This window comes from Brochothrix campestris (assembly GCF_046058945.1).
In the GTDB taxonomy this organism is placed as follows: domain Bacteria; phylum Bacillota; class Bacilli; order Lactobacillales; family Listeriaceae; genus Brochothrix; species Brochothrix campestris.
Genome location: NZ_CP175511.1, coordinates 346,804 through 364,631 on the forward strand (window position 1 = coordinate 346,804; position 17,828 = coordinate 364,631).

15 protein-coding genes are annotated in these 17,828 nt (G+C 38.9%); 13 read left to right on the plus strand and 2 right to left on the minus strand.

Going from position 1 to position 17,828, the window contains the following annotated elements:
- The first annotated feature begins 377 nt into the window (after positions 1 to 377).
- The 6 genes from ACJYYY_RS01785 to ACJYYY_RS01810 all read left to right on the plus strand — a co-directional run bounded on the left by ACJYYY_RS01785 (position 378) and on the right by ACJYYY_RS01810 (position 5,502).
- A complete protein-coding gene (locus ACJYYY_RS01785; protein ID WP_084038628.1) occupies positions 378 to 524 on the plus strand; it encodes a teichoic acid D-Ala incorporation-associated protein DltX in 147 nt (48 codons plus the stop codon).
- Between the two features lie 31 nt (positions 525 to 555).
- A complete protein-coding gene (gene dltA / locus ACJYYY_RS01790; RefSeq protein ID WP_035314580.1) occupies positions 556 to 2,073 on the plus strand; it encodes a D-alanine--poly(phosphoribitol) ligase subunit DltA in 1,518 nt (505 codons plus the stop codon).
- Positions 2,070 to 3,254, plus strand: coding sequence for a D-alanyl-lipoteichoic acid biosynthesis protein DltB (dltB, locus tag ACJYYY_RS01795; RefSeq protein WP_035314578.1), 1,185 nt, complete (start codon positions 2,070 to 2,072; stop codon positions 3,252 to 3,254). Before dltA ends, dltB begins: the two co-directional genes overlap by 4 nt.
- 21 nt (positions 3,255 to 3,275) lie before the next feature.
- Positions 3,276 to 3,512 (plus strand): D-alanine--poly(phosphoribitol) ligase subunit DltC, encoded by a 237-nt coding sequence (gene dltC, locus ACJYYY_RS01800; RefSeq protein WP_035314577.1) that lies wholly within the window; start codon positions 3,276 to 3,278, stop codon positions 3,510 to 3,512.
- Positions 3,509 to 4,759 carry a D-alanyl-lipoteichoic acid biosynthesis protein DltD gene (gene dltD, locus ACJYYY_RS01805; RefSeq protein WP_035314574.1) on the plus strand — a complete coding sequence of 417 codons (1,251 nt, stop codon included), beginning with the start codon at positions 3,509 to 3,511 and terminating at the stop codon, positions 4,757 to 4,759. The genes dltC and dltD overlap by 4 nt, the downstream gene beginning before the upstream one ends.
- Before the next feature lie 113 nt (positions 4,760 to 4,872).
- Positions 4,873 to 5,502 carry a hypothetical protein gene (locus ACJYYY_RS01810; protein ID WP_035314572.1) on the plus strand — a complete coding sequence of 210 codons (630 nt, stop codon included), beginning with the start codon at positions 4,873 to 4,875 and terminating at the stop codon, positions 5,500 to 5,502.
- A 42-nt stretch (positions 5,503 to 5,544) separates the two neighbouring features.
- On the opposite strand, the gene ACJYYY_RS01815 is transcribed toward ACJYYY_RS01810, so the two are convergent.
- Positions 5,545 to 7,041, minus strand: coding sequence for a helix-turn-helix domain-containing protein (locus ACJYYY_RS01815; RefSeq protein WP_408869031.1), 1,497 nt, complete (start codon positions 7,039 to 7,041; stop codon positions 5,545 to 5,547).
- A gap of 248 nt (positions 7,042 to 7,289) precedes the next feature.
- On the opposite strand from ACJYYY_RS01815, the gene ACJYYY_RS01820 reads away from it, so the two are divergent.
- The 6 genes from ACJYYY_RS01820 (at position 7,290) to ACJYYY_RS01845 (ending at position 15,063) form a co-directional block, all read left to right on the plus strand.
- On the plus strand, positions 7,290 to 8,111 hold the full coding sequence (locus tag ACJYYY_RS01820; RefSeq protein ID WP_035314567.1) for a WxL domain-containing protein: 822 nt from the start codon (positions 7,290 to 7,292) through the stop codon (positions 8,109 to 8,111).
- 31 nt (positions 8,112 to 8,142) lie between these two features.
- Positions 8,143 to 9,183: a DUF916 and DUF3324 domain-containing protein gene (locus ACJYYY_RS01825; protein WP_408869032.1), complete on the plus strand. Its 1,041-nt coding sequence runs from the start codon at positions 8,143 to 8,145 to the stop codon at positions 9,181 to 9,183.
- Positions 9,176 to 9,961 carry a WxL domain-containing protein gene (locus ACJYYY_RS01830; RefSeq protein WP_035314566.1) on the plus strand — a complete coding sequence of 262 codons (786 nt, stop codon included), beginning with the start codon at positions 9,176 to 9,178 and terminating at the stop codon, positions 9,959 to 9,961. Before ACJYYY_RS01825 ends, ACJYYY_RS01830 begins: the two co-directional genes overlap by 8 nt.
- Before the next feature lie 68 nt (positions 9,962 to 10,029).
- Positions 10,030 to 10,386, plus strand: coding sequence for a hypothetical protein (locus tag ACJYYY_RS01835; RefSeq protein WP_035314564.1), 357 nt, complete (start codon positions 10,030 to 10,032; stop codon positions 10,384 to 10,386).
- Between the two features lie 30 nt (positions 10,387 to 10,416).
- A complete protein-coding gene (locus ACJYYY_RS01840; protein ID WP_408869033.1) occupies positions 10,417 to 14,175 on the plus strand; it encodes a pectate lyase-like adhesive domain-containing protein in 3,759 nt (1,252 codons plus the stop codon).
- Between the two features lie 30 nt (positions 14,176 to 14,205).
- Positions 14,206 to 15,063, plus strand: a complete 858-nt coding sequence (locus ACJYYY_RS01845; protein ID WP_035314560.1) for a WxL domain-containing protein — start codon at positions 14,206 to 14,208, stop codon at positions 15,061 to 15,063.
- Between the two features lie 27 nt (positions 15,064 to 15,090).
- On the opposite strand, the gene ACJYYY_RS01850 is transcribed toward ACJYYY_RS01845, so the two are convergent.
- Positions 15,091 to 16,596 carry a helix-turn-helix domain-containing protein gene (locus ACJYYY_RS01850; protein ID WP_408869034.1) on the minus strand — a complete coding sequence of 502 codons (1,506 nt, stop codon included), beginning with the start codon at positions 16,594 to 16,596 and terminating at the stop codon, positions 15,091 to 15,093.
- Between the two features lie 232 nt (positions 16,597 to 16,828).
- Here ACJYYY_RS01850 and ACJYYY_RS01855 point away from each other — a divergent pair, with 232 nt between their 5' ends.
- Positions 16,829 to 17,827, plus strand: a complete 999-nt coding sequence (locus tag ACJYYY_RS01855; protein ID WP_408869035.1) for a WxL protein host-binding domain-containing protein — start codon at positions 16,829 to 16,831, stop codon at positions 17,825 to 17,827.
- The last annotated feature ends 1 nt before the right edge of the window (position 17,828 follow it).

Here is a 17,828-nt window from a genome sequence, read left to right on the forward strand (position 1 = left end):
TGGTGCAACTAGCGAAATAAAAGTGAAAGCAACCATTTAGAAGCAAACAACTTGGAAGATAAATGAAAGGGACTATTTCCCGTCGCTGCGATTTATCTGAAAGTTGCTAGCTGTTAGTTGATGTAACTAGAGGATATAACAGTCGTTTTATTCAGTCTAATCATCCCGTAGCCAAAGTTTTCTGAGTTAGTTTCAAATGAAAAAGAAGTCTTTCTGACGTTGTCTACAATTTGAAACCTAACAACTTAAGTTGTTAGGTTTTTTAGGGAACAGCGTTATCAAAATCAACCGTTCATCAAGCTTAAAATGAAATAGTGTGTTGATAGTTTTTTGTTATAATTACTTATTACCTAGTAGAAGGATGGAGGAGACAAACAATGAAGAAAGTATCAGCTGACAGTAAACCGCACAAATGGTTGCGTATCAGTCTCAAAACATTGTTTTATTTCGCGGTTTTCTTAACATTAAGCTACATCTATATTGATAACAATGTTGGTAGTAACTTTATTTATAATGAATTTTAAATTAGGAGGGAAGCGCACGGCGCGTTCATGAATGAATATTATTAAACAATTAACTCAAGTGACACAAGCGAATCCGCTAGCACCTGTGTATAAAATTGCTGATAAAGGTTACTCGTATGAGGACTTGCAAAGACAGTCAGATGCGTTGGCTTATCAATTAAATCAGCACGAAACATTGACGAGACAAGCACCAATTTTAGTTTATGGTGGCATGTCGTTTGACATGCTTGCGAGTTTTATCGGTGCGATGAAGGCCGGACATCCGTATATTCCAGTGGATAGTCAAACGCCAATTGAACGACTGCAACAAATAATCACAGTCGCACAGCCAGCCTTAATTATTGCAGCCGCACCGTTTCCAACGGAAATAACACGAAATTGCTCACTGTATACTTGTGACGACTTACAGCGTTTCACAACGAATAGGTTTGAGGCCTTACCGGTTGAAACAGCCGTAACTGGTGATGAGATTGTCTATGTTATTTTCACATCAGGTACAACAGGAGCACCAAAGGGCGTTCAAATTAGCGAATCAAATTTAATAAGTTTTACAAACTGGATGCAAACGACATTTGATCTGCCACAGCAACAACGCTTTTTAGCGCAGGCGCCATACTCATTTGATCTATCAGTGATGCATTTATACCCAGCCTTATTAACTGGCGGGCAACTCATGCCGCTAACAAAAGCAGCAACGACTAACTTCAAACTGTTGTTTGAAACGTTGCCAACGCTTGAAGTCTCCGTTTGGGTATCAACCCCATCATTCATGGATATTTGTTTAATGGATGCTCAGTTTGTGCAAGAACAGTACCCTCAGTTAACACATTTCTTCTTCTGTGGTGAAGAATTAACGGTTAAGACAGCACAGAAATTGCAGGAACGTTTTCCAACGGCCCGCATTTTCAATACATATGGTCCTACAGAAGCCACAGTGGCAGTGACGCAAATTGAGGTGACGCCAACATTGCTCAACGAAGTAAACCGTTTGCCGATTGGTTATGCCAAAGTCGATACTCCGATTGTGATTGTCGATGAGCAGTTAAATGAAGTGGCTGATGGTGAAGTCGGCGAATTGTTGATTGGTGGTCCAGCGGTTTCACGTGGTTATTTAAACAACAGCGAGAAAACGACGGAGGCTTTTATTAAATATCAGGGTCAACACACGTATCGTACGGGCGATCTCGGCCGTCGCGAAGAAGGCTTGTTTTATTATCAGGGCCGACGCGACTTTCAGTTGAAATATAAAGGTTATCGTATTGAACTAGAAGATATCGATCATAACATCGAACAACTTGCCTTAGTTGAACATGCCAGTGTCGTTGCAAAACTGAATGGTACAAAAGTTCAGAGTTTAGTCGCCTATGTAGTTGTGAAAACACATCCGTATGAAAAAGTGACACAGCTTACACAACAGCTAAAACATGAACTCGGGTTGTTGGTCAATGATTACATGGTGCCAACGCGATGGGTCTATGTCGAGGAACTGCCTTTATCATTAAATGGCAAAGTCGACCGTAAGGCGCTAATGAATGAGGTGAATCAATGAGTATCCCCTATAATGGACCGATGTATCTGATTTTATTATTTATCCTTTTGATACCTTTGATGATTGGCTTATTGCGAGAAAAACGCTATTTAGTGTATCAAAATATAGTGACACTAGTGATGTTGTACTTTATTTTTGGTGGTAGCAATTGGCATCAAGGGATTGCCATCATCGGTTATGTTATTTGGCAATGGTTGCTGATTTATGGCTACTTCACATATCGCCAAAAAGCGAACAACAGCTATGTCTTTTACGGTGTTATCCTCCTGAGCTTAATGCCATTACTCCTTTCGAAAACACTACCGTTGTTAACCGCTCATTCGTCATTGCTTGGCTTTTTAGGAATATCATACTTAACATTTAAGGCTGTGCAAATGGCGATGGATATTCGTGATGGTTTAATGAAGAAGTTCAGTTCACGGAGCTTTTTAGAATTCATGTTATTTTTCCCGACTATTTCATCTGGTCCGATCGACCGCTATCGTCGGTTTGAAAAAGAACTGTATGTGCCTCCAACCCGTGATAAGTATTTAACGATGTTCGATAAAGGGATTTTCATGTTGGTAATGGGCTGTTTGTATAAGTTCATTATCGCATACTACTTAAACACGTATGTGGTCGAATACATGCAAAAAACCGCGATTCTGAACGGCTTCTTTTCATTGAATACGGTCGCTTACATGTATAGTTATAGCTTATATCTTTTCTTCGATTTTGCCGGGTACAGTCTCTTTGCAGTCGGTACAAGTTATTTAATGGGCTATCAAATTCCCATCAACTTTAATAAACCGTTTGCGAGTCCAAACATAAAAGAGTTCTGGAACCGTTGGCATATGAGTTTATCGACTTGGTTCCGCGACTACGTTTTTATGCGGTTGGTGTTCACGTTAATCAAGAAAAAAGTTTTTAAAAGTAAGATTGTGATTTCTAATATTAGTTACATGGCTTTATTTTTATTAATGGGTGTTTGGCACGGCCTGACGTGGTACTATATTGCGTACGGTGTCTTTCATGGCGTTGCCATCATTGTTAATGATGCGTGGCTTCGCTATAAGAAAAAAAATCAAAAATTACCAAGCAATTGGTTCACCTATGGCCTGGCGATTTTCATTACCTTTAATACCGTATGTTTCAGTTTTTTAATTTTTTCAGGTATTCTCGATACAATGTTTTTTAAATAAAATGATAAAGGGGATTATATAATGACAATCAAAGCAGAAATTTTAGATATTTTAGAAGAAATTACCGGAAGTAGTGACGTGCGAGCAAATGAAGCACTCGATTTATTTGAAGAAGGTTTACTTGATTCAATGGGAACAGTGCAATTAATCTTAGAAATTGAAAGTCGTCTTGATATTACCGTACCTGTATCAGAATTTGACCGTGAGGAATGGTCAACACCAGCTTTAATCATTAACAAGGTAGCCGAATATCAATGAAAAAACGCTTGTTTATAGCGTTAGGTCCAGTGATAATCGCGTTATTCCTCTTAGTTGCGGTTTACACTCTGCCAGTTTTCAAACAAAAGATTACGCCAACCGTGTTGCATGATGCAGCAGTTGTCTCACAGAAAAAAGTGAAACGTAATGATGATATTTACCGGGCAGCAATGGCTGATAAACAATTCATCCCGTTTGTCGGTTCATCAGAATTACAGCGCTATGACGCGTTTCATCCGGCAGCCTTAGCCGATAAATACAATCGTAATTACACCCCTTTTTTAATTGGACAAGCGGGCACACAATCGTTGTCGCATTATTTGACCTTTCAAGCAATGGGTGAGACACTCGAACGTAAAAAGATGGTCTTTTTTATCTCCCCGCAATGGTTTGTTAAAAAAGGTGTTTCAAAAGGTGCTTTTAACCAACATTTTTCAACCGTTCAAGCGATTGATTTTATCAACAATAATCAAATCGACGCAACTGAAAAAAGTTATGTTGCCAATCGTCTTTTGCAGTTCGGGTCATTACAAACTGATGCAATTCTGACAGGTATTTTGACAGATGTAAGCAATCAAAAAGAACTGTCAGCTTTTCAAGTGAAATATATGTCAATGAAAGCGAGTATCATTAGTAATAATAAAGCTGTTTTTGGGGGGCATATGCCAACGAATAGTTGGAATGAACTTCGTCGGTTTGAAAAAGTCTTACCTGCTAATTACGATGTTAACGTACTTAAGGAAAAGGCGGAAACAATTGCGACGCTTAAATCATCCAATAATGAATTTGGGATTAAAAATTCATTTTACAAACATAGAATTGCGGGAAAACTAAAGGCCTTAGCTGGTTCACAGGCTAAGTACGATTATTTAGAGTCACCCGAATATGCCGATTTTCAACTTGTGTTACAGGAACTTGCGCGTCGACACGTCGATGTTCAATTTGTAGTGACACCGGTTAATGCACGATGGGCCGCCTACACAGGTTTATCGACAGCAATGCTGGATGATTTTTCGACAAAAATCAATTATCAATTATCATCGCAAGGCTTTGATGTAATTGATTTAACAAAAAAACGTGATACTGATTGTTATTTGCAAGATACCATTCATCTCGGTTGGCTTGGTTGGGTTGATTTAGATGAGAAATTGAAGCCGTTTTTAGAGACGGCAACCACAAAAACACCTGAATATCACATCGATTCTTATTTTATAACACCAGAATGGAAAGCCAAACGTTATCCTTAAGAGCTTTCAAAAAGGTTTTCACGAGCGCTACCATGAATGGATATGTTATTCTAAGAATAGAAGAACCTTGTTTTTTTAGTGGGATTATTTAACGAGAGAGTGGAGTGATTGGTATGAAAAAATGGTTGGTTTTATGCATGGCCATCGGTGGTATTGCAACTTTAAGCGCTTGTCAAAACGAAACGAGCAAGTCAGCCACAAGCGTCTCATCATCGTCTACTGATAAAGCTACGAGTAGCGAGAGCAGTGAAGTAGCGAGCAGCTCAGAAATAATTACGAGTGATGAGCAACAAGCGAGTTCTGAAGCAACTGTCGCAGTCGTTTCGTCAACGACGGACAGTGTTGAAGCCGATACAAATGCGAGTGTACAAACGACAGGTTCAAAGGAAGTAACGGAGTCAGCGACGAGTGTCAGTGCACCTGAATCGTCAGTTGATCATAAACCAGTTAGTAGCCTAGATAAGGATACTAAAACAATTTTAAAAACGTTTCTCGAGTATGAGGCAACACAGGCTGACATTGCAGTCGATTTTACGACCTTAACAATGACACGAAAGGGACAAGACGTACCTTTAACACTTGTGTTAGGAAATAACGAAGGGATGATTCGTGAGTCAGTCGTCAACAATCAAGAAGCACATCAATCGACAATCGCGAACTATAACATTAAAGGTGACACAATCAATATAACTGTGACAACAAGCACAGGAGAAGAAACAGTTTATACGAAACAAATTAAATAAGTAGCAAAAAAGCAACCCTTTTTGGGGTTGCTTTTTTGCTACTTATTTTTGACTGTAGGGAAGTACAAAAGCTTTTTGGTGGTAGCACTCTTTTAATGTTTCGGTGAGTAGATTCCATTCGAATTCGCTAGGGATTGAAGACCAGTAATGAAAATCAGCTTCTGGATAACGTTTTTCAAGCTGCTTAATTTTAAAATCAGCAATATATAAGTCGACATTTGCATCGGGGAACTGTGCGAAAACTAATTTAACACTGCTTAACTTTTTAATGTTTTTTTTGAGAAAAGCTTGTTGAGCATCGGTTATTTTCGACAACACACACACAGTCAGTGGTGGATATAAGCGATCCAGTGATTCACGCAATAACAAGAAGTATTGAATCTTAATCGGTTCACTGAGGGTAATCGTTAATTTTTTTTCCAAATAGTCATAAAAAGCGAGGCAGGCTTGATAAATATAAGGATGAGATTTCCCAATGATTTCTAGATTTAGTTGGATACGTGAATTATGTTGTGAACCTTTAACGTGTAGCATATGTCGATTGATGGCCGTTAAATTCGATAGTAAATAGGAGTATTCATTGGTTGTAAGTGCCAAACTAAAAAATGCACAGTAATGCATCAACAGTGTCTCCGCGTTGCGTGTGAATTCAGAATCATAGAGGAAAGATGGCACATGTGCCGTTTCAAAATAAGACATCGGATAAATATTTAAAGTCGATAACATGAAGTGTAACCCGTTAAGTTCACTATCAACCTGATCGGTCGTTAAGTGATACGTTTGTAAGCTCGGACTGAACCATGTGGTGATGTTTTTCTTCGGTAAAATAATCGAATCACAGTCTGTCGGCAATGACGAAGCGGCATCGATAATATGTTGTTGCTGAATGCGTGTCAACGTGATGGCAATGAATGTTCGTATTTTTAAGACACTGGTATAAGTCATCCGCGGATGCAAAACGATGAGTTCTTCCATGAGCGGATTAAGAAGTTCAATATCGAGTGAATGTGTAAAGACGGTTGTGTAAGGATACGCATCTGAAAAAAGACAGTAAAAAAAGTAACGAATTTGATGTTCCTCTCCAATGAAACGGCGTTCATCGGCTAAATCAACTGTAATTTCAAAATCGGCGAGCACTTTTTTGAGAACATTAATTTTACGATACATTGTTGGTTTCGATAGAAAGTTCTTTTCAGTAAACATTTTAAGGCTTTCAAAGTCGCCATTGAAGATTTCTAAGCAAAATTGAAAGGGCACACTTTGAATGATGTAATGATTGGCAAAAAAATCGATTGAAAATAAATGTGAAAGTTCGACTTCAATCGTTGTGGCGGTTAAATGCAAGGTTAAATAGTTTTCCCATTGTTGAGCGGTTATTTCAGATTGGAGAAAGTCAATGTTTTTAACGAGACTGCGACGTGTCCATTGAAGTTCATCCATCATCGATTGGATGTTATGTGTTTTTAATGTGCGTTCTTTTGAAAAATACTCAAGGCAAGTCAAGGTGTTTCTCTCTTCTTTATCAAGTAATTTATGCATTTTAGTTGTCTCCTGACCTATAGTGACGGGATTTTAAAACTGTTAATTAGAGGGGGAACGATATGTGTAATCATAACACCTTTTTATGAACTTTTCTTTATAATAGGATTGATTTAGTATTAAAGGTGAGTTAAGAGTTAGTTTGTTTAAACTACTTTTCCTAGAATAACAACGGAACAATAGTTATTTGCCTCTAGTGATGAAGTGTTTATCCGCTAGAGGACAAAATAGAAAAGGGGAATGACAAGATGACAACAATAAAGAGGTACGGCAAAGCAACGATGATTATCGCGTTATTAGGAACATCGGCAATTGGAGGAACAGCAGTAGCTAAAGCAGATGAGGTTAAAGGTTCTTATGATGCTAATGCTGTTATTAATTTCATTCCTAATAATGAACCAACCTTACCAGTGGATCCCGAAGAACCAGGTGGTGGAGGCGTAACACCGATTGATCCAATCGATCCAACGGCGCCCATTGAACCAGGGACAGCAGGACCATTGAGTATTGATTTCGCTTCAAGTTTGAATTTTGGGACACAAAAGATTTCATCAACGAATGAAACCTATTATGCTTACTCACAACAAGTTACTAATGAACAAGGTGTTACGAGCAATAAACCTAACTATGTACAAGTTACCGATAATCGTGGGACTGCTGCTGGATGGACTTTATCAGTTAAGCAAGTGGGCGACCTCACAACGACAGATAATGTTAAAAATAAAACACTACCTGGAGCAGCGATTACGTTAGATGGAATGACCGCTACCTCAACGACAACCGATACCCTTAAACCGACAGTAACTGACTCAGTGACACTCGTACCTAATTCGGCAGAAGTAGTTACCACTGCACCGGTTAATGGAGGTGAAGGAACTTGGGTTACTCGCTTTGGTTCAAGTCAAACCTTATTTGATGATACCGCTGCTTTGAGTGATGATGGCACAACAACCGAAACCATTAATAAAAATAAAAATGTCAGCTTAGTGGTACCAGGCGCAATTGCAAAATCAGCAGCTAACTATCAAGCAGTCCTTACCTGGTCATTATCAGATGTACCTGGGAACTAACCTACTTAAATTGTAAATGGAGGCTTTATTGATGAACATAAAAAAACAAATGGGAATGGTGATTAGTTTACTAATTGTATTAGGCAGTGGTCTACAACCGGTTGCGGCATCTGAGTTTAACTTTGCGGTGGAACCACAAAAACCAAGCAATCAAATTGACCAGAAAAAAGGTTACTTTGATCTTAAAGTGACACCTGGTCAAACACAACAACTTACCATTATGTTGAAAAATGCCACCAATAAAGCCGTCACCATTCAACCGAAGATTGCGGCGACAACGACAAGTTCAAGTGGTGTTGTTGAATATGGTCCTTCTAAGAAAAAAAATGATGAAACGTTACTTTACGATATGAAAGATTTAGTTACAACAGAAAAGAAAATTACGATTAAAGCAGATTCAAGTTACGCGTTGAAATTAGATGTAAAGGCACCAAAGAAGGCCTTTAAAGGTAGTGTAACTGGTGGTATCACACTTGAAGAAGATGTGGATGAAACAGCTAGAAAAACTGAAGGTAATGGAATGGCCATTGATAATCGTTATGCTTATGTTGTTGGTATTCAAATGCGTCAAGACATTAAAGCAGTAGCTCCGAAACTGCATTTACATGATGTCGAGGCTGCACAACGAAACTACCGTAACGTAATTAATGCCACCATCCAAAATAGTGAACCGACCTACGTTAACCAATTGAAAATAGATGCGAAAATCACTAAAAAAGGTAAGAGTGAGGTACTTTACGAATCAAAAAAAGAAATGATGCAAATGGCACCCAACAGTAATTTTGCATATCCAATCGCTTTAGGCGATGGGAAAACGTTAGAACCAGGCAATTACACGTTGAATATGACCGCTCAATCCTATGACAATAAGTGGAAGTGGTCCAAAGATTTCACGATTACAGATGATGAAGCCACTGCCTTAAACGAAAAAGATGTCACGGTTGTTAAAAGCTATACAACTTATTACATTATCGGTGGGCTGATTATCTTATTATTGATAGGGCTTATTATTTGGCTGATTTTACGTAAAAAAAATATAAAAGAAACCACAGGGGGAATTGACAATGAATAACTTTGGCAAATACATAGCAATCACAGCATTACTCGGTGCTGGTGCATCAGGAACAATTACAACCGTATCAGCAGGTGAAACAGGGGCAAAATACGTTTCAAATGGAGCGGTTAAATTTATTCCAAACACAGACCCAACCAATCCAATCGATCCAACCGACCCTACTAATCCAGATCCGGTTGATCCGATTGATCCAACCAATCCAGATGGACCCAACCCAGGAACACCAGGGCCATTGAGCATTGATTTTGCCTCAAGTCTTGATTTTGGTGTTAATAAAATATCATCAAAAAATGAAATTTACTATGCCTCACCTCAAACATACAAAGAAGAGGGTAAAACGACACCGAACTATGTTCAAGTGACTGATAACCGTGGGTCTTCAACTGGTTGGACTTTAAAAGTGCTACAAGACAATCAATTTTCAAACGCGACTGCCAAATATAATGAATTAAAAGGGGCACAAATTACGATTAATGATAGTCAAGCGGTTTCAAACGCAATCGGTGTTACAGCTCCTACTGTTGCAGCGGAAATCGAGTTAACACCAGGCTCACCGGTGACTGTTATGACTGCAGCTGAAGGAGCAGGAGATGGGACGTGGCTGAATCGTTTCGGTACTAATGAAATGAAAACAGAAGTTCAAGCAGATGGTACGAGCAAAGAAGTGGAAAAAAACACATCTGTGCAACTAGCTGTACCAGGTAGTACACCTAAATCAGCAGTTGAATATCGTTCAACTTTGACATGGCTCCTTTCGGATGTTGTAAGTAATTAATAAGTAACAGATATACCAGTAAGTGGTGTCCTACCATTTGTTGGTAGATGTTGGAGGAGGGAAACCTGATGAAAAAAGGCGTATTAGTTTTTGTCATCATTGGTGCACTCACCTGTAGTGGAAATATAATCGCTATACAAACCGCACAGGCAGCAGCCTATCAATCAAATGTGGTCACTGGTTTTTACGGCGAGTATGTAGTTGACGAGGATACACTTATTGACAATGAACCTGCAGAAACTGAGTCAGTCTCAAACGACTCGGAGGGAGAAACACCAGTAAACACTCAAGTACAACGAGAAACACACAGACAAACAAGTAGCACCATTTTACCAGTGACAGGCGATCAGTACTCACTCGTTCTGATGTTGGGCGGTTTTATATTAGTTGGTAGGAGCTTGTATCGCTTACGTTATGCAAAATGATGATGTTAAAACAAATGGAGGAGACAGTTTATGTTAAAAAAAATGACGTATTTAAGTATCATCTTCATAGTGGTTTTTTCATCGTTTAGTACCGTAATTGATAAAGCTCAGGCCGATAATAGTCAAACGCTTGAACTAGCAGTAGATGAAATGACTGGTACATTGAACGAAGAAATCGATATCCGTTTAACGGATACTACAAAACGTGAAGAAGCAGTAAAGATAATGTTGCCAGTCGGTGTTGACTACGTTAAATGTGATGTTAAAGACAGCAGGTTTGATAAGAACAAAAGAGAACTAACACTCAATAGTCGTAATGAAAAAACAATTGTAACAATCAAACCAACAGCAGTCGGACAAGTTAAATTAGTAGCAAAAACTAAGACTGAACAACAAGACTTACTTTCAAACGAATTGGCGATTAGTGTGTCAGAGTCGCAACCATCAGCACTTGAAACGAGCATTTCGGCTGCTGAAACAGTGACACAACCAGAGTATTCACAGTCGATACTTGACACAAGTGAAAAAGCAGAGAAAGAAAGTGCATCTTCACCAGCAACAAACGTTGCCGCAACAGATAGCGCACAAAGTGAAGCGAACAAAGCAATTGAAAAAAATACGACGATTACAACTGAACAATTAGAAACGGCAGCGAAAGTTCGTGAAACAACTGAAACAACCTCAGAAAAAGCAATGAAAAGAATGGCACGAGCAGGCACTGAAGTAAACGTAACAACCTGGGCTGAATTTCAAGTAGCGTGGAAAGATGCAACAGTATCTAAAATCAATCTTATGAATGATTTAAAAGCAACTGGGTCGATTAGTTTTACGGCGCGTTCGTTAGAACTAAATGGGAATGGACATAAATTAGAACTGACAGCATACGCGCCTACCTTAAATATTGTCCAATCTAAAGCCATCTACGACTTTCATATGCATGATCTTATAGCATCTTGTACCGTTGCAGCCGATATGGGGTATCTTGATGCTGGTATAGCAGTTTCTAATGGTGGTAAATGGCGAATGAGACTCGGTAATATAAAAACCGAAGGAAGTAAAGTTCAACGAATAGTTGTAGCAACCGGTGGTGAAATGACCTGGTATGGAGTTAATGACATTAGCACTTGTGCTGAAAACGTCTACACAGGATCAACTGTTTTTGAACCAGGTACTCAGTATACGGGTAATGTTAGTGTTTATAACTATTCCGTATTTTACTATAATCTTCCAGCCGTTGCAGGTAATACAGGTGAAAGCAAGGAGTTTACCGTTGGCGAAAACTCGATTATTCAAATCGGACAGACACAAAACGGTACGACCTATCCGGCTGTGTATATGAATTACGCAGCAATGACAATCGGTGAAAACGCCATTTTCAACGTCATCATGCCAGGGAATGCGGTTAGGATGCAAAATACAAATTCGTCCTTTACTGCTAAAAAGGGAGCAATTGTCAATCTGACGAGTCGAGCGAATGCTGAGTCAGTTTATGCAACTGTAAGTGGTCCAACATTTACAGCAGAAGCGGGCTCGTACTTATATATTATTGGGGTTCGCCCCGGCCAACCGTTAGTGAAAATGTATAGTACGACAACGATGACTATTGATAATCCAGCTGGATACGATATTCGTAATTATGATAAAGGGGCCAATTCTCGTGCGATTGAATTGTCCACAACAGGGACATTCAATCTCACCAATACAGATATTGATTTATGGAAAACAACCAGTGATCCATTAGGTCCCTCTGATTTAACGAGTGCTAAAGTAGCGAATTTCAAGGTTTATAGCACAAATGGAGCTGCGACCTCATCAGAGGCTAGTTTAGTTGGTGTGAAATTACCAGATTATCGTCGAATCGCCGGAATGAACCAAATCCCAACGGTTGAATGGCCTGAAAAGATTGCTGACCAACGAGTGAATACCGATGCTGATAAAACAATCACGGCACGCGTGAAAATTGGTGAGGTACCAAATAATGATGGTCCGACAGCTGAGGGTAAAGTGACCTATATTCCTGTGTATGCGTCTGAGGGACAAGCCAGTGTGACTTTTATCGATGAAGCGGGTCAAACATACACAGGTATAACAGATAAAGATGGCTATGCTCGCTATACAGTAGATAGCTTTTATAAAGCAGGGACAACAATCTCTGGAGTAGCAACACGTGGTCCGTATACTGGTGAATCAGCTAGCACCACGATTAGTGATATTACTCCACCGCCACCGGCCAAAATTGATCAACCAATCAAAGTGGTTGATCGTTCAATCAGTGGGAGTGAGGCAGAAGCAGGTGCAACGATACGAATTACCATTAACGGTGAAACCGTTGATGCAAGTGCGACAGTCGCATCTGATGGCAAGTGGAAATTGAGTCTGCCTAAGGGGCTTAAATTCCCAGCAGACGGTGTCGTTCAAATATTTTTGAAAGATACGGTGGGAAATGAAAATCCAGTGGCTGAAACAGCCGTGCATGATGCGATTTTTCAAGCAGCAACGAAGGTTACGACGTTAAACGTCTTTCCATTATCAACTCTCACTCAAACGGTGACCAATTTAACGACAAAAGCACCACCGGTTGAGTCAACACCAATGGATCCAACGTTAGCCATTGTGGGAGATCAGTTAAGGTATACGTTAACAGTCGGAAATGTCGGGAGTTTGGAATGGCTTCAAGCCGTAGTCGATGATATCGTTCCGAGTGAGTTAACAGTCACTCAAGTAACCTTAGATGGTGTAGAACAAACATTGAATGTCATATCTAACAATGTCTCTTTAACAATTCCAAAAATTGCGGTCAATCAAGAAAGTGTCATTACTATTGATGTAGTTGTCACAAAAGAGACTGTCGGCAAAGGGGTACTGAATCAGGCAATGGTAGCAGATGGTGATGAAAGTTTGAAAAAAACAGCGAATACACTCGTACAAGTTGCAGCCCAACCAATTATCAAAAACACCCAAACCGTTGAGAACCTAACCGACAATTCAGGGAAATTTAATGTCGGTGATACTGTTAAATACCATTTGAACACAACGAATACAGCCAATCGAGGAACCGTAACTGATACAACCATTAATAACGCTATTCCGCAAGGATTACGTGTTGATCCAGCGACACTCAAATTGACTGATGCAACAGGTGAAGAAACCGTTTTACCGGCTTCGAGCTTATCGGCAGATAACAGATTAAGTGTTAACGCAGGTAGTTTAGCAGGTGGTGAAACAGCTACTGTGACATTTGAAGCCAAAATTCAATTAGATTTAGCAGAAACAAACGTCAAAAACTCATTTAACACAGTTGCGACTTACCTAAGTCCAAATGATGTTCAAAGTGAGGAAGCAAGTGTGAGCTACGTTGTTGAAGCTTATACGGGAGTATTAAGCTTAGCAGCTGTTCCCGAAAGTTTATCATTCGGCTCTAATCTAGCGATTAAACCGATTGATAAAAGTTATGGTCTAGTATCTAAAACAGGTGATTTAATTGTAACTGATACACGTGTGGTTCGTAGTCAATGGACATTAGATGCACGGATGAGTCAACAACTGACCGCCAATGCTTCTGAATTAATAAATGCATTATCATTCAAACCAAAGACAGGTAATGAGACGGTCATAACTGATACGTTTAGTCCGCTTTATAGTGAAACAAACACAACCGATGAAAATCAGTTGTCAAGTCATTGGTCAGACAATGGTGAAGGATTTTACTTGAATGTGAAAGCTGGCGTAGGTATAGCCGGTAGTTATCAAGGAACCATTGAATGGGTATTAAAAGATACACCAGCTTAATAAATTCAACTAAAAAGGGAGATTTTAAAAATGAAAATGACATTTGGAAAAACACTCGCAATCGCAGCATTACTCGTACCAGCTACCGTGACAGGTGTAACAACAACGCATGCTGCTGAGGGTGGAAGTTACAACTCAAACGCGGTCGTCAACTTTATTACAAGTACAGACCCCACTTTACCGGTCGATCCAGAAAATCCTGATCCAACCAATCCGATTGTACCGATTGACCCAACCAATCCAGAGGGACCAGGCGAAGGAACAGCTGGACCACTCAGCATTGACTTTGCTTCTAGTTTACAATTCGGAACAAGTAAAATCACCACCAAGGATGAGATCTATTCAGCCTATGCCCAAGAAATTGAATTGACTTCAGGAACTGAGTATCGTCCCAACTACGTGCAAGTAACCGATAATCGTGGAACTGAAGCAGGTTGGACATTGCAAGTGACACAGGAACGCCAATTAACATCGACTGCAAATAAGGTTTTGGAAGGTGCAGTAATCACCTTAGGTTCGAGTACGGTTAGTACAGTGGCCGGATCAACTGTGACTGCGCCATCAAATGTTCCGAGTGCAATTGTATTAACACCAGGCACGCCTGCAGTTGTTTTCTCAGCACAAGCTCAAGAAGGTTCGGGTGTATGGTTAGCTAAATTCGGCTCATCAGTTGGCGAAAAACCAACAGTCATGGCTGGAAAAGATTGGAAACCAGGAACTGAGGCGACTGAAACAGCAGAAGCAACGCTTCCAACAGAGTTTGATGTGATGCGGAACTCTGCGGTAACCTTAGCAGTTCCAGGCAAAGCAATTAAAACACAAGATCAATACAGTTCATCATTGATTTGGTCATTATCAGATGTACCGACAAACAGTAACGAAGACTAAATGAAAAAGGTTAGAGGACATAGTCCTCTAACCTTTTTTTTGTGTCGTAATAAGGGTAGCGACTCCTTTTTCATGATAGGTTTTATGTAAGATATCTAAGATATAGACCCATTCCTGTTCTTCTGGCATTGAAGACCAGAAATAAAACAGTGCGTTGGGGTAGCGTTCTTCAAGATGTTGCACTTGAAAGTCTGAAATATACAAATCAACAGTTTCATCAGGATATGGAATGAATTGTAACGGTATTTGTGTTGATTGTTGTAAGATAGTTTTTAAAAAAACATGTTGAGAGTCTGTTATTTTTGATAAAAGACAGACACGTAAAGGTTTATGCATGAAGCGGATAGCATCACGAAGTAGTAAGAAATATTGAACCTTACTTGCATTGTTGAGTACAATATGGGTTTGTTCTTCTAAATAAGTGAAAAAAGAAGCACAAGTCTCAAACGTAAGTGGATGACGTTCCATTACTGTTTTTAAGTTGAGTTGCATGCGTGAATTATGTTCTGAGCCTTTAACATGCTTGATATGCGCGTTAATCGCGATTAAATTAACTTGTAAGTGGGCATATTCCGTTGCTGTTAATGATTTATTAAAGTAGTCACAATAGCAATTAATAAACTGTTCAGCTTCAACTTTGAAAAGTGAAGCCGCATTAAACGGTGTGAAATTAATGTTTTCAAAGTAAGCGAGCGGATACACATTGAGTGTTGAAATCATAAAATGCATGCCATTAACTTCAGCTGCCACTTGCTCATCAGTTAAGCCGAGCACTGTTGAAAAAGTGTTAGCTACCCAAGCCTCAACATCTGTCTTGGTTAAGATAACAGTCGAAATATCAGGTAACGGTGATGAATGATCTAAAATGAATCCTTGTTTAATACGAGAGATGGTAATGGCTAAAAAGGTTCGTAGCTTTAATAAACTTGAATAAGGCATCAAAGGTGTATGGGCATGTATGTTTGCTAATAAATCATCCAATAAATTGGAGTCAACGTTATGAGCGAAGTCTGTTAAAAAGTGGTAAGCATCGGTGAATAAACAGTAAAAAAAATAACGAATTTGATGTTCTTCACCAATTAATCGCTCGTGTTTAGTTAAGTCGAGTGAAACTTCAAAGGCTTCAAGTAACTCTTTCAAACGATTTAATTTACGATACATTGTTGCTTTTGTAATGAAATTATTATCAGTGAAATCTTGAAAGCTAACGAATTCATCATTAAAAATGGCATGACAAAATTGGAATTGAATATTAGTTTCAATATAATGCGTTGCAAAAAAGTCAATTGAAAAAAGGGGGGATATTTCTAATGTAATGCTTGAGGTATTATAAGTGAAATTCAAATGAGTTCCCCAATCATTCTTTTGGATATCGTCTTGGAGACAATCCAAATTTTTAGCTAAAGCACGTCGGTTCCAATCCAGTGCCTCAGACATTTTCTGCAGGTCAATCGAAGTGGAACGTTTATTACGGGCAAAATAACGTAAACATTGTAAACTATAGCCTTCTTGCTTATCGAGAATTTTATGCATGATATGACTCCTTTCAATACTCCTAATACTATACCCCAGTTCGGCTGTTGCAATTCGTGTTAATTTTTTTACAGATAATGGGCTATCGTGTCATTACAGGATAATGTAAAGTTATATTTAGATAGAGAGCAAAAGTGATGTTTTTTAGAAAAAAGATTAGTATAAACAGCTGAGAAATTTGGAATTTCATAAATCACTGCTCTTTTATAAGGATAAGGTTAGGGAGGATAAGATGAAAAATTTTTTAGTAGCTATTGTATTTATAAGCATGTTTATCGGAGGGGGAAATGTTTATGCCTCGGACAATAAAGGCCCTATGTATACAGTAACACCAGTCTTGCCAGAAAATCAACAAAAAAATATAACCGATCAATTTGACCTATTAGTCAAGCCAGGTAGTACTCAAATAATACAGGTGATTTTAAAAAACAAGAGTAAAAAGGCAATGCAACTAAACAGTGTTGTTGTTGCAGGGGTAACGAATAGTAATGGAATCATTGATTACAAAAATAAGGTCGAACAAAAGAAACAAAAAGATACATTTACTAATATAGCGACAGCAGATGAGGCAGGGAGCATTGCTGCTCAGTCAGAAAAAACACTCAATGTTGAAGTGAAGATTCCAATGTCTGGTATTGATGGGTTAATGTTAGGTGGCATTAAGATTGAACAAGTGAGTGCCGCTAAATCAGAAAGTAATATTCAAAATAAGTACAGCTACATTATCCCCATCAAGCTACAAACGAAAACGGATCAACAACAGGCCAAATTGAATTTGAAAAAAGTCACGATTAGCCAAACAGGTTTACGCAATCGATTGGTAACTGTGTTAGAAAATCCAAAAGGCGCGATTTTACGCAATATAGAAATGTCATTGCAAGTGCAAAAAGACAAGACAGATACGACCTATTACGAAAATAAGAAAAACAACCTGAAATTCGCTCCGAAATCAACGGCAGACTTACAATGGGCACTTGATAAACCATTTGAAGTAGGAACCTATCAGGTGACCCTGAAAGTAATCGCGGATGGTTTTGAGAAAACATGGACAGAGGCATTAACGATTGATAAAGAGGAAGCAGATACCCTTAATGCGACATCTGTCGATGAAAAAGAAAAAAACACGAATTCACTGAAAATGTATATCTTGTTGGGCATTATTGCAGTCTTAATTTTAATGATCATTATTATTTTATTGAAAAAAAACAAACAGCGAAATGAGGTGGAGTAAG